We start from the raw sequence: 12,741 nt of genomic DNA on the forward strand, positions 1-12,741 counted from the left end.
GCTGCTAGTTACTATTCTGACAATATGCATCTTAATTACAGTTTGATGTTACCCGTTAGAGAGCATCGGGTACAAGCTCAAACTTTAATCATTTGATGTTGACCTCTATGGATAATATTTCTATTTTCAAAAGACGTTTTAGGATAACCTAGAGCGTTTTTTTATTTTGAAAATCACCTGGGTATATGCCCATTTCTGCAAACGATGCTTATCTTTCCAGCGTAACAATCAATAGAAACCTACTATTTTGATTAACCATGTCAAGTTGGAGTTTTTCATCCTGTACAATAGAAAAAGACAGTGGTTTAGAATTTCTATTTGGCCAAAAGTATTCAAATATGACAGGCGAAGAACTGGTCATGGACGTGGAAAAACTATTAATCGCTTGAGCTTCATAAAATACAAATGCAATTGCTCTACATAAAAAGTTGACCTGATTTTTGCCCGCCAGCTACAGCATCTTCCGAAAATATTTTTCCACATCGTAGCCGATCATGGCAAGCATCCTTCCATCACAGGTTGCAAGTGAGCCGTCATTTGTTATCTCCCCAAATCAAATGTTTGAAAGGCCAGAAGTTTGTCAAAAATGGATATTATATCCTATAGTTGCAATTCGAATAATCTCCAAAGGGGAGCTATACATGGTAAAAAAAATTCAGTTGCCATTGCAAACCCTTAGTCTGGTTGTCTCCTTTATGGCCTGGGTCTTGATCTCTTCCCTGATTTCTTACATAAGTCAGGATATTCCGCTGACGCCTGGGCAAAGAGCGTGGTCTACCGCGATCCCGGTAATCTTGGGCTCTTTGCTGCGAATTCCGGCGGGGATTCTGACCAACCGCTTCGGGGCAAGGCTGATGAATACAGTCAGTTTCTTGATTTTGCTTGTTCCTGTCTACTATTTGAGCCAGGCCAATACTTTTCTGGATTTGGCGGTTGGGGGCTTCTTTCTTGGGATAGGCGGGGCTACGTTCTCGATCGGTGTGACTTCACTGCCTCAATATTATCCCAAAGAAAAGCAGGGCACCATCAATGGGATATACGGGATCGGGAACCTGGGTACGGCCATCTCTACCTTTGGCGCACCGTGGGTGGCTGATGCGATCGGCTGGTCAAGAGCCCTTCAGCTTTTTTTGATTTTGCTTGCCCTTTTCGCTCTGCTGAATCTGTTTTTAGGGGATAAGCGCGAAGAGCGTGTACGAAGCTCCTGGAAGAATCAACTCAAGCAGGTTTATCGCAACGAAAAGCTGTGGTTTTTCAGCATATTTTACTTCATTACCTTCGGCTCCTTCGTAGCTTTTACAATCTATCTCCCCAGTTTTCTGGTCAGCTATTTTGAATTAAGCAAGGTGGATGCCGGACTCAGGACGGCGGGTTTTATCGCCTTGGCTACCTTTCTCCGTCCAGTAGGCGGGATACTGTCCGACAAGTCCAATCCTTTTGTAGTTCTTATGTTCGTGTTTGCCGGCCTAACCTTGTCAGGAGTTTTACTCTCTTTCGGATTGACCATGCCTCTTTTTACGTTGGGTTGTTTGATGGTAGCCGTGTGCGCCGGTATCGGGAACGGCGCGGTGTTCAAACTGGTCCCGCTTTACTTTTCCAAACAGGGGGGCATCGCCAGCGGGATCGTCTCTGCAGCGGGCGGTCTGGGCGTTTTTTTTCCTCCACTGCTGCTTACCCTGCTGTTTGGGTGGACGGGCCACTACGCAATCGGCTTTATGGCCTTGTCCGAAGCCTCGCTGGCCAGCCTGATACTTGTTCTGTGGGTATTTTTCAGCAACAAGCTGGAGTTTGCGTCGGATATTATCAAGTCCACAGCCGATGCCGTGATGGTCACTGATGCCAAGGGCGTGATCCATACCGTAAACGCTGCCTTCACCGAGGTCACCGGATATCCCAAAGAAGCGGTGATCGGAAAAACTCCCAATATACTCAGCTCCGGCTTCCATGATCGCTCTTTCTATAATGCCTTTTGGGACACTTTACTGACCACCGGAAAATGGCAGGGAAAGATCGTCAACCGCAAGGCAAATGGGGAGGTTTTTCGGGAGTGGCTCTCCGTAACGGCGATCACGAACGAGCAAAATGCCACCCATTATGTGGCTATATTCAGCGACCTTTCGCATTCTGACTCCGTAATCGGGGAAGGTGAAGGCGACAGGCTGGAAAATCAATTCTCAAAAAAAGCAACAGGAAAGGAGGCGGGGGCTTCATGTCAGGACCCGCATTGAGACATGTGGACAGTCATTCGATGATTCATGAGGCGGCCTTAGGCGAAGCAAGAGAGCTTACCGAGCTGTTGAATCGAAGTATAAAAAAAGGTGAATTGGACAAAGCGGAGGAAATTGCCTACATCACGGTGGAGCATTGGGAGGGGCGTACGCTTCAGCACGCGGCCAGCGAAGAGGAAGGATTATATGTAGAAGCTGTGGGCATCAAGCCGGAGTTGAAGAACGTCATTATTTCTCTGACTCGCGATCATCAAATAATGCGAGAAATTGTCGCTGAGATTAAGGAACTGCTGGTGCAGGGCAAGGTGGGAGGCGAGCTTCTTGCCCGTTTTCAGGCTTTGATTGTCGTTGATGAACTGCATAACCGGGATGAAATGAACATGCTGGAAAAAGAAGTGGAGGGGCTGCTTCATGATAAATGAGACCTATACACTGGCGGCGATGCTTCCCGACAAACCGCTTCAATCCGTGGAGCCGAGGCTGTATCGGCTACTGGTACAAGAGCTCGAGAGGCTCCACCTTCATCCTTATGATGTGAAGGCGGGTGGCCGGGCTGATGCTCAAGGTATCACCGTCTACCTCCGATTTGGAGAGGAATTGGGACAGGTCACCAGCAGGAAATTTTTATGGGCATTGGTGGAAGGTGGCGACGAGGAGGTCTTGGCCTTTTTTAAACAGTCGGCGGAAAAGATTAAGAAATCGATGATTGCCGATTATTTTAAAATGATGAAATTCTGACAAGGGTCGGCAGATGAGTGTAGAAAAGTAGCTACGAAAGAAGGCGAACCAGATGAATCAGGTGGAAACGGAACAGTTTGTCCGGGATGATCGGAATGATTTGCTTGCCTTGCTTGAGATGAGATTCGGCGGAGTGCCGCAGCCTGTGCAAGAACAAATCTGCCGGCTGCAGGATCTGAACGAGCTTCAGCGCCTGATTATCGCGGCTTGCAACGCAGCGGATTGGGAAGTGTTTATGGAAGAGCTTCAGTTGGGACAAGACAGCTTTAAACTGACGGGGGAAAGGTTTAACCCGGTAAACCAGCAGGGAAAGGAGCATCTGTGCAATGGCTGAACATAAAAACAAGCTGCTTGAAGCGTTGAAATACTTAAAACGCGGAGAGGCCATTAACGAGGGATGGACCGAGGAGAGCCCCAGATCCCGGGATTGGGAGAGCCTATACCGCGGCCGCTGGCAGCATGACAAGGTCGTCCGGTCGACACATGGTGTCAACTGTACCGGTTCCTGCAGTTGGAATGTTTACGTCAAGGACGGCATTATCACCTGGGAAACACAAAAAACGGACTATCCGACCACGGGGGTCGACAGCCCCGAGTATGAACCTCGGGGCTGTCCGCGCGGGGCTAGCTTTTCCTGGTATACCTATAGCCCGATCCGGGTGAAGTATCCCTATATCCGCGGCGATTTGTACGACATGTGGCGTGAGGAGTTGGCAGTTGTGGAGGACCCGGTCAGGGCCTGGAAAAACATCGTCAGTGATCCCAAAAAGCGTGACAGATATGTCAAGGCCAGAGGGAAAGGCGGCTTCGTCCGGGCGGATTGGGATGATGCCTGTCAGATGATCGCCAGTTCTATTATCCATACCATTCAACAATACGGTCCGGATCGTGTCGTCGGCTTTAGCCCGATCCCGGCCATGTCCATGGTGAGTTATTCGGCAGGGACACGCTTCCTATCGCTGATTGGCGGGACCATCCTCAGTTTTTATGATTGGTATGCAGACCTTCCCCCTGCCTCGCCGCAGGTTTGGGGAGAACAAACAGATGTGCCGGAAAGCGGCGACTGGTATAACTCCAAGTATTTTATTATCTGGGGGACCAACATTCCGCAAACCCGGTCTCCTGATGCGCATTTCATGGTGGAAGCCCGTTATAACGGCACCAAGGTGGTCGGAGTCAGCCCCGATTATGCCGAATATGAAAAGTTTGCGGACATTTGGCTGCCGGCTAAAGCCGGAACCGATGCCGCGCTTGCCATGGCTATGACCCACGTCATTCTTAAAGAATTCTACGTGGATCAGCAAGTCCCTTATTTTACGGATTACGTTAAAAAATTTACAGACCTGCCTTTCCTCGTGATACTAGAGAAACATGGCGATGCGCTTCGCTCGGGCCGCTTTCTCCGGGCCTCCGACTTGGGCGATGCCCAGGAGTTGGCTGAATGGAAAACGGTAGTCTGGGACGCCGCATCTGGAGCGCCGATGGTTCCGAGCGGCAGTCAGGGCTTCCGTTGGGATCAGGACAACAGGTGGAACCTGGATCTCGAAAATCCCGACGGGACAGTAGTGGATCCTCTGCTGTCATTTATTGATGCGGCGGATGAAGTGGCTCTCGTTGACTTTCCTTATTTCGTGGAATCGGAGGGAGGGACAGTTCGGCGTGGAGTTCCTGTAAAGCATTTGCCGAGTGTGGAAGGCAGGACGCTCAAAGTCGTGACGGTTTATGACCTTATGATGGCTCATGTGGGTGTACCCAGACAGCAACTGCAAGGCGATTATCCGGTCGATTATAACGATCCGAAGCCTTACACTCCGGCTTGGCAGGAGGCGATTACTGGCGTCAAGAAATCTCATTGCATTCAGGTAGCGAGGGAGTTTGCCGAAAATGCGGCCAAGACAGGTGGAAAATCGATGATCGCCATGGGCGGAGGAACGAATCATTGGTATCACAGCGACCAAATCTACCGTTCCATTCTGAATTTGGTTCTGCTCACGGGCTCCCAGGGAGTAAATGGCGGCGGATGGGCCCATTACGTAGGTCAGGAAAAGGTGAGGCCAGTGGAGGGGTGGCAGCAGATCGCATTTGCAGGAGATTGGATCAAGCCTCCCCGCTTACAAAACGGAACCTCCTTCTTCTACTTCGCGACGGAGCAGTTCCGCTATGAGGCCAAGGTCAATGAGGAGCAGAAACCATCCTGGGGCGGGCGGTTTAACCATATGCATCCTGCGGATGTCAATGCTCTGGCCGTAAGGCTCGGGTGGCTGCCTTCATTCCCGCAATTCAACCAGAACTCCATCGATGTGGCCAGACAGGTTCGAGAAAAAGGGTTTTCGGACGATCAGGAGGCCGTACAGGAAATTGCGAGAATGGTTAAAGAGGGAGAGCTAGATTTTGCGGTGGAGCACCCCAATGATCCGAACAATTTCCCGCGTGTCTTTTTCAACTGGCGGTCCAATCTGCTTGGCGATAGCGGTAAAGGGCATGAATACTTTGCCAAGCATTTGATCGGGACGGACAATCAGGTGTTGACGGACCCGAGCCATTCGTGGCGGCCGGAGACGGTGAAGACGGATGATGTTCCGCCGGAAGGCAAAACCGATTTGTTCATCAGCATGGATTTTAGAATGACGAGTTCAGGGCTGTTTTCGGATATCGTGCTGCCAGCAGCGACCTGGTACGAAAAATACGATTTAAGCACGACCGATATGCATCCGTTTGTCCATCCGTTTAATCCAGCTATTGAACCACCTTGGCAAAGCAAAAGCGATTGGGACGCTTTTCGGGAAATCGCCAAAACGTTCTCCCAATTGGCAGAGAAACATTTGCCAGCCTGCGAGGATGTTCTCATGACTCCGCTCGGACATGACAGTCCAGATGAAATCGCCCAAGTTCACGGAAAAATCCGCGATTGGCGCAAGGGAGAGACGGAGGCAGTGCCCGGCAAAACGATGCCCCATTTTTTATTGGTGAAGCGTGACTATCCGAACGTGTATGGAAAAATGATTACCATCGGACCGAACATTAAAAAGGGCTATGGAACAAAGGGGATTAAAATTCCCGGCGACAAGGTGTACGGCCAGCTCATGGAGCGGCTGGGGGCATCGAAACATGAGGGGATTGGCAAAGGACAGCCGGATCTATTCCGGGATAAACAGGTAATCGAAGCGATTCTGCTGATGTCTGGCGCCACGAACGGAGAACGGGCCGTGGAAGGCTGGCGTTCGTTAGAGACCAAAACCGGCAAAAAGCTGGAGGACATCTCAAAACCTCGGGAAGAAGAGGCTTTCACACTTCTGGATATTACTGCTCAGCCCCGGCATACGATCTCAACTCCGGTCTGGAGTGGCTTGGAGAAGGACAATCGGAGATACTCGCCCTTTACCTTAAATACGGAGTACAGCATTCCATGGCGCACTTTAACAGGCAGACAAAGCTTTTATCTGGACCATGAGATGATTTTGGATTTCGGTGAAGGGCTGCCGCTTTATTTGCCGCCGCTGGAGCACGTTCCTTTTTTTAAGGGTGAGAAAGAAGTGCCAGCGAATGGAAAAACGATGACGATCCGTTATTTGACCCCGCACCAAAAATGGGGAATTCATACGATGTTCATCGACACCAATCAAATGTCGACGCTGTTCCGCGGATGGCAGGTCGTCTGGCTGAACGAAAAAGACGGGGCTTCGATCGGGATCAAGGATAACGATTGGATTGAGGTATATAACCGGAATGGAGTCATCGCAGCAAGAGCGGTGCTGACTTACCGGATTCCAGAGGGGATCGCTTATATGTATCATGCCCAGGATCGCACGCTTGGCGTGCCGGGTACCTCTATCACCAAGCAGCGCGGCGGTACCCATAACAGTGTGACTCGAATTACGATGAAGCCGACACATATGATCGGAGGCTATGCCCAACTGAGCTACGGGTTTAATTACTACGGGCCGACAGGAAGTCAGAGAGATACGATGACAATCATCCGACCGTTGAAGGAGGTTGACTGGCTTGAGGATTAAAGCGCAAGTCGCCATGGTCATGAACTTGGACAAATGCATCGGCTGCCATACCTGTTCGGTGACCTGCAAGAACACGTGGACCAATCGGCCCGGAACGGAATACATGTGGTACAACAATGTGGAAACCCGGCCGGGTCCCGGTTACCCTCGGGCATGGGAAGACCTGAGGAAATTTAAAGGCGGGTGGGTTCTGCGCAACGGAAAGCTGGCACTCCGGGCGGGGGGGCCAATCACCAAGCTGGCGAATATTTTTTACAATCCGAATATGGCCAGCCTGGACAACTTCTATGAGCCGTGGACCTATGATTACGATAACTTGATTCATAGCCCCAAGCGGAAGCATCTTCCGGTCGCCCGGCCTGTATCACTGATTACCGGCGAATATATGGACAAGCCGGAATGGGGCCCGAACTGGGATGACGACCTGGCTGGCGGAAGCGAGATCGTACCGCTGGACCCAAATGTCAAGCAGCTTCAGGAACAGATCGCCATGGAGTATGAGAAGACGTTCATGATGTACCTGCCCCGCATTTGCGAGCACTGTCTGAACCCTTCCTGCGTGGCTTCCTGTCCATCCGGAGCTTTGTACAAGCGGGAGGAGGACGGTATTGTACTTGTGGATCAAGACGCCTGCCGGGGGTGGAGATTTTGTACCAACGGCTGCCCCTACCACAAGGTATACTACAACTGGAATACGCACAAGGCGGAAAAATGCAATTTCTGCTACCCGCGGACAGAAGCGGGCATGGCCACGATTTGCTCGGAAACCTGTGTGGGCCGGATTCGCTATATCGGTGTCGTCTTCTATGACGCAGATCGAGCCAAGGCGGCAGCTTCCGTGGAGAATCCGCAGGATTTGTATGAATCCCAGCTTTCGGTGTTCCTTGACCCCTTCGAGCCGGAAGTGATCAAGGAGGCGAGAAGAAGCGGGATCAACGATTCCTGGATCGATGCGGCACAACGCTCGCCGATCTACAAGCTTGCCATGAAGTGGAAGGTTGCTCTGCCACTTCATCCGGAATACCGCACGCTCCCTATGGTGTGGTATGTTCCACCGCTTAGCCCGATTATGAACCATATTGAAGAAGACGAGCTTCAGACCGATCACTATATTCCCGCCGTCGATCAAATGCGGATTCCAATGGAGTATCTGGCATCTCTGCTTACGGCAGGGGATACCTCCGTCATCCGTAGAGTGTTGCTTAAAATGACCGCCATGCGTGTACATAGGCGGCAGCAAGCTGTTGGCGGCATGGATGATCTCAGACACAGCCAGCTTTTGGGAGAGGCGGGAATTACAGTGGAGGAAATTGAAGAGATGACCCGATTGTTCGCTGTTGCCAAATATAACGAAAGGTTTGTGATCCCAACCGCTCGGAGGGAAATGGATGGCGCGAAAGAGCTTCATTACAAGCAGGGGGCCTGCAGCATTGAATCCATTACCCCGTCAAGCGCGGTCACGTCACATCTTTTCGCAAGGGAGGACATGGATGATGGAACATAAGCCCGTTTTGCTGGCGGCCTGCGCCAGATTGCTAGGATATCCCGGTGAGGATTTTCAGGAAATGAAGGAGGAACTGCTTGCAGCTGTCCAAGAGGAAATGAAAGATAATGAGCTGGCGAGCAGGTTTGGCCAGGCGGCCGAGGCTATCTTCTCGGTTCCTCCCAAGGAGCTTCAGGAAATTTATGTTTGGACGTTCGATTGGAAGGAAAAGACCGGACTCTATCTGACCGCTCATGAATTGGGTGACAGTCGGGAACGTGGGGCAGCTCTGATTTTGCTTCAGCATATTGTCCGGGATGCGGGCTTTATGATGCCGAGCGGGGAGCTGTGCGACTTCATTCCGCTGTTGTACGAGCTACTGGCCGTAAGGTCCGACAATGTTCATGTACGCGCGCTTGAACTCCGGCTGGCCGCAGCCACAGAGCGGATTCGGAAGCATCTGTCTGAAGACAGTCCCTATTCCAGGTTGTTGAACTTTCTGATGACCGATGTTTTCGAGGTCCCTACGGAAGAAGAAATTCGCATGCTGGAGAGCAAGCGGGAGAGCGCCGATCTGGATGAACTGCCTTATCCTATCCTGTTTGGCATGGACGGTACGGCTCGTAGCGATTCGGGCTTACCTGTCTACAAAACGTGCGATGGAATGGAGGTATAATGATGACTGGTATCTTTTGGTGGGTCGTGTTTCCCTATCTCACCTTGACGGTGATGATCTTTGGCTTGCTCTATCGGTTTGCTTTTCGTCAGGTCAGCTGGACGGCGCCTTCCACGGAGATTTTTGAAAAAAGATGGCTCAGAATCGGTTCGACTGTGTTCCATTACGGGATCATTTTCGCGTTTGTTGGCCATATCATGGGTGTGTTGATCCCGCGCAGTGTTTATCATTTCTTCGGCATATCCGATGAGACCTATCATATATTTGCGATCGCGGGGGGCGGCTTTGCCGGTCTGATGGTCGTCATCGGTCTGGTTCTTCTGCTTATGCGCAAAATCCTTAACCGTCGGGTAAGGGCCCATGCGGGTTTTGGTGATTATTTTGCAGTGATTTTAGTCCTGATCATCGCAGCCATCGGAACCTATATGACCATCGTGTATAATACGACTGTGGTGGCCTATGAATACCGTACGACCATCGGGCCTTGGTTTCGCAGCCTGTTCACCTTTAATCCGCAATACGGGTTGATGCACATGGTTCCCTTCGTGTTTCAGCTTCACATCATCCTGGCGTTTCTTCTGTTCGCTTCCATTCCGTTTACCCATCTGGTCCATATGTTTTCTTTTCCCGCACGTTATCCGGCAAGATCTCCGCAGCAGTACCGTTCCAGAAACAGTTACCGGAAACGGGAGAGAACCTGATTTTTATTTTGATATGGACGAAAATTTCTGATGACAATAATAGCTGTTCATGAAGAGCATCTCTGCTTAACCAATGAGAAACTGATTGAAAAATATGCTTCAGCTTTTGGAAAACCAGCTTTATCCGTGCATTCTCTGAGACATTCATTTGCAACCCGTTATCACCTAGAGAACAATAATGTGCCCAGATTGAAAAACAACCTTTATTGTTGGTGGGCGATCAAATTAAGATTGAAGCTCTTGGAGGACAGAACATAGGATGTAGAAAGTCGCCCTTAATGGCGGCTTTTTTCTATAGTAATGGATTCAGAATGATGGTTTGCGTCCAAGGAGAATTCTTTTATGGAATACATAGATAAAAATGTATAATAATATATAATTCACCACTTGCAAGAGGTGATTTCAGTTTCATCATTGATCAAACGACCAAAGTGATGAACTTATAGGTGGGGAGGTTTATCAGTGCTTCTGAACTATTGCCATGACTATATTATGTTTTTTGATTGGTTAGTTTCAGAAAACTTTACTAAGGAATCTATGATTGATGAGGTAGGATTCAATGCTCAGCGCGTACTGATGGAGTACATGAAGATAGCTTTTGCAGACATTACAGATTACGTGGAGTTTGGTCAAAAGGAAGAAACGTTCTTGGATTAGAAGGAGAACCGGTTCTTGATTCAGAGACTGGAGAAACGAAGGAGTACAGATATAATTATGTCTCTTTAAGAACAGTGATGAAATTGATGGACTCTGGTTTCAGAAGTCGAGCAGGGTAAGGATGAAGTAAGTGTAGAGCTACACGATAAAACTAAGGCGTTGGACGTACTGAGTAAATATATGGATTTGTTACCAGATAAACATAAACGGATGGTTGAAGACGAAAAAACTTAAGATGCAGCGTGAGAAACTTGAGCTTGAAAGGGCAAAGGTCACGGGAGAAAGATGATCTAATTGACGATTGGCAGGCAAGCACTCTTATGGATTTAATCCTCGTGTTTCAGTCTGTTCAGGTCAGGGTGTAGGGAAAACCGGGCTGGAAGCAGCAACGACCCTTTATTTTCTGCGGTGGATTTTTGTGTTAATGAAGGGGCAATTTTTTACCCTGCCATCGCATTAACTTACCATTGAGGATGACATGGATAGTGTTTTATTATCAAATAAGCAGCCCCCTTACAAAATTTAATATAAAACAAACATTTTGAATTGAGCAATTTTTTTCCTATGGCAAGGGTTGTATGTCTATCCAATCCTACGGGTGGTCAAAAGGGGCTTATTGAAGGGAGCGAGAAGTGGTGAAGTAGGGCAATAACCTTCTTCGGAGAAAGTAATAGGAGGGCAGTTGTTTTCGAACAAAAATTACCGGCCAATGTCGGTAACGAGCATTTTTTTAATTAAATTGGAACCGGTTTCATAATATTAGGAGGAGAGAAATATGGATTACAAGCAAGTTGCAGCTGACATCCTGGATGCCTTGGGAGGTAAGGAAAACATAACGGCAGCTGCTCATTGTGCGACGCGATTGCGGCTCGTTCTTGAAGATGAATCTTTGCTTGATCAAAAAGCGCTTGATCAAATGGACGTTGTTAAAGGGACTTTTTCTATAGCAGGGCAATATCAAATTATCCTTGGAGCCGGGATTGTAAATAACGTGTATGGCGAGTTCGCCAAACTTACGGGTCTCGGAGAAATGTCCACCGGCGATGTAAAGACGGCAGGAGCAGCTAAAATGAATCCGCTTCAACGACTTGTGAAAGCACTTTCCGACATTTTTGTTCCGATCATTCCGGCGATTGTTGCCGGGGGTCTATTAATGGGGATCAACAATGTTCTGACTGCCAGCAATCTGTTTGGTCCCAGGTCTCTGGTCGAAATGTACCCTGGTATTGCCGATTGGGCAAGCATTATTAATTTATTCGCCAACGCTCCTTTTGTTTTCCTTCCCATCCTGATCGGCTTCTCGGCCACTCGCAAGTTTGGTGGAAATCCTTATTTGGGTGCGGCGCTGGCCATGATTATGGTTCATCCCGATCTGCTTAATGGTTACAGCTACGGCCAGGCACTTGTAGATGGGACAGTACCCACCTGGCAACTGTTCGGTTTCTCAATCGAAAAGGTTGGCTATCAGGGAACGGTTCTGCCAGTACTGGCCGTATCCTATATTTTATCGGTAATCGAGAAAAATTTGCGAAAGGTAATTCCATCTTATCTTGATAATCTGTTGACTCCCTTGCTGTCTGTCCTCGTTACCGGCCTCTTGACCTTTGCTGTTGTTGGACCGGTCCTTCGCGCCGCGGGCAACGGACTGACAGATGGTCTCTTCTGGCTCTATGATACGACGGGTTTCATTGGAGGAGGTATTTTCGGTTTTTTCTATTCTTCGATTGCCATAACGGGAATGCATCACAGTTTCCTCGCTGTGGATACCCAACTATTGTCGGACGTTGCTAAGACGGGCGGATCCTTCTTGCTTCCGATTGCCTCGATGGCGAATATCGCTCAGGGCGCGGCTACGCTGGCCGTCTTTCTCATCACACGCAACAGCAAGACGAAGAGTATCGCCTCAGCTGCCGGCATATCCGCGCTGCTCGGTATTACCGAACCTGCAATGTTCGGAATCAACCTGAAGCTTCGCTACCCGTTCATTGCTGCGATGATCGGTTCCGGCCTGGCTTCCGCCTATATTGCTTACGCACATGTGCTGTCCATTTCAATGGGACCGGCGGCGCTACCCGGTATTATCGCAATCCGTCCACAGTCCATCGCTGATTTCTGTATCGGCATGGGCATCAGCTTTCTGGTTACGTTTCTCATCACCCTGCTCTGGGGCAAGCGGAAAAATGCGTCAGCCTCAGGGGAGACTTCAAGCGAAGCAGCGGATCGACCGTAAGTTTAAGCATGCTTG

11 protein-coding genes and 1 pseudogene are annotated in these 12,741 nt (G+C 49.4%); all 12 read left to right on the top strand.

Translation table 11 applies throughout. The features are described from left to right. Nucleotides 1–641: 641 nt before the first annotated feature. The 12 genes and pseudogenes from NSQ57_RS12370 to NSQ57_RS12425 all read left to right on the top strand — a co-directional run bounded on the left by NSQ57_RS12370 (nucleotide 642) and on the right by NSQ57_RS12425 (nucleotide 12,726). A complete protein-coding gene (locus tag NSQ57_RS12370; protein ID WP_342426103.1) occupies nucleotides 642–2,228 on the top strand; it encodes an MFS transporter in 1,587 nt (528 codons plus the stop codon). After that, nucleotides 2,210–2,650 carry a hemerythrin domain-containing protein gene (locus NSQ57_RS12375; protein WP_069011451.1) on the top strand — a complete coding sequence of 147 codons (441 nt, stop codon included), beginning with the start codon at nucleotides 2,210–2,212 and terminating at the stop codon, nucleotides 2,648–2,650. Before NSQ57_RS12370 ends, NSQ57_RS12375 begins: the two co-directional genes overlap by 19 nt. After that, the gene (locus NSQ57_RS12380; protein ID WP_069011450.1) at nucleotides 2,640–2,966 is read left to right on the top strand and encodes a hypothetical protein; all 327 of its coding nucleotides are present in this window, start codon (nucleotides 2,640–2,642) and stop codon (nucleotides 2,964–2,966) included. The genes NSQ57_RS12375 and NSQ57_RS12380 overlap by 11 nt, the downstream gene beginning before the upstream one ends. 52 nt (nucleotides 2,967–3,018) lie before the next feature. Then, the gene (locus tag NSQ57_RS12385; protein WP_029515295.1) at nucleotides 3,019–3,300 is read left to right on the top strand and encodes a hypothetical protein; all 282 of its coding nucleotides are present in this window, start codon (nucleotides 3,019–3,021) and stop codon (nucleotides 3,298–3,300) included. Next, on the top strand, nucleotides 3,293–6,979 hold the full coding sequence (locus NSQ57_RS12390) for a nitrate reductase subunit alpha (RefSeq protein WP_342426104.1): 3,687 nt from the start codon (nucleotides 3,293–3,295) through the stop codon (nucleotides 6,977–6,979). Before NSQ57_RS12385 ends, NSQ57_RS12390 begins: the two co-directional genes overlap by 8 nt. Next, complete coding sequence (gene narH / locus NSQ57_RS12395) at nucleotides 6,969–8,483, top strand: nitrate reductase subunit beta (RefSeq protein ID WP_069011448.1); 1,515 nt, start codon at nucleotides 6,969–6,971, stop codon at nucleotides 8,481–8,483. Before NSQ57_RS12390 ends, narH begins: the two co-directional genes overlap by 11 nt. Then, nucleotides 8,470–9,138 (top strand): nitrate reductase molybdenum cofactor assembly chaperone, encoded by a 669-nt coding sequence (gene narJ / locus NSQ57_RS12400; RefSeq protein WP_340955397.1) that lies wholly within the window; start codon nucleotides 8,470–8,472, stop codon nucleotides 9,136–9,138. Before narH ends, narJ begins: the two co-directional genes overlap by 14 nt. A 2-nt stretch (nucleotides 9,139–9,140) precedes the next feature. Continuing rightward, nucleotides 9,141–9,839, top strand: coding sequence for a respiratory nitrate reductase subunit gamma (narI, locus tag NSQ57_RS12405; RefSeq protein ID WP_069011446.1), 699 nt, complete (start codon nucleotides 9,141–9,143; stop codon nucleotides 9,837–9,839). A gap of 75 nt (nucleotides 9,840–9,914) precedes the next feature. Continuing rightward, nucleotides 9,915–10,043 (top strand): annotated as a pseudogene (locus NSQ57_RS12410) (tyrosine recombinase XerS); the annotation flags it as partial. Between the two features lie 258 nt (nucleotides 10,044–10,301). Then, complete coding sequence (locus tag NSQ57_RS12415; protein ID WP_341039356.1) at nucleotides 10,302–10,496, top strand: terminase small subunit; 195 nt, start codon at nucleotides 10,302–10,304, stop codon at nucleotides 10,494–10,496. A gap of 93 nt (nucleotides 10,497–10,589) precedes the next feature. Next, complete coding sequence (locus NSQ57_RS12420) at nucleotides 10,590–10,730, top strand: terminase small subunit (protein WP_341040408.1); 141 nt, start codon at nucleotides 10,590–10,592, stop codon at nucleotides 10,728–10,730. 541 nt (nucleotides 10,731–11,271) lie between these two features. After that, a complete protein-coding gene (locus tag NSQ57_RS12425) occupies nucleotides 11,272–12,726 on the top strand; it encodes a sucrose-specific PTS transporter subunit IIBC (protein WP_209950298.1) in 1,455 nt (484 codons plus the stop codon). The last annotated feature ends 15 nt before the right edge of the window (nucleotides 12,727–12,741 follow it).

It is taken from the genome of Paenibacillus sp. FSL L8-0502 (assembly GCF_038593055.1).
Lineage (GTDB): Bacteria > Bacillota > Bacilli > Paenibacillales > Paenibacillaceae > Paenibacillus > Paenibacillus polymyxa_D.

What these genes read in the sequence shown, in the direction of transcription:
- NSQ57_RS12425 (WP_209950298.1), top strand. Translation starts at nt 11,272, where the DNA reads ATGGATTACAAGCAAGTTGCAGCTGACATCCTGGATGCCTTGGGAGGT.
- NSQ57_RS12390 (WP_342426104.1), top strand. Translation starts at nt 3,293, where the DNA reads ATGGCTGAACATAAAAACAAGCTGCTTGAAGCGTTGAAATACTTAAAA.
- narI (WP_069011446.1), top strand. Translation starts at nt 9,141, where the DNA reads ATGACTGGTATCTTTTGGTGGGTCGTGTTTCCCTATCTCACCTTGACG.
- NSQ57_RS12375 (WP_069011451.1), top strand. Translation starts at nt 2,210, where the DNA reads ATGTCAGGACCCGCATTGAGACATGTGGACAGTCATTCGATGATTCAT.
- narJ (WP_340955397.1), top strand. Translation starts at nt 8,470, where the DNA reads ATGATGGAACATAAGCCCGTTTTGCTGGCGGCCTGCGCCAGATTGCTA.
- NSQ57_RS12370 (WP_342426103.1), top strand. Translation starts at nt 642, where the DNA reads ATGGTAAAAAAAATTCAGTTGCCATTGCAAACCCTTAGTCTGGTTGTC.
- NSQ57_RS12380 (WP_069011450.1), top strand. Translation starts at nt 2,640, where the DNA reads ATGATAAATGAGACCTATACACTGGCGGCGATGCTTCCCGACAAACCG.
- NSQ57_RS12385 (WP_029515295.1), top strand. Translation starts at nt 3,019, where the DNA reads ATGAATCAGGTGGAAACGGAACAGTTTGTCCGGGATGATCGGAATGAT.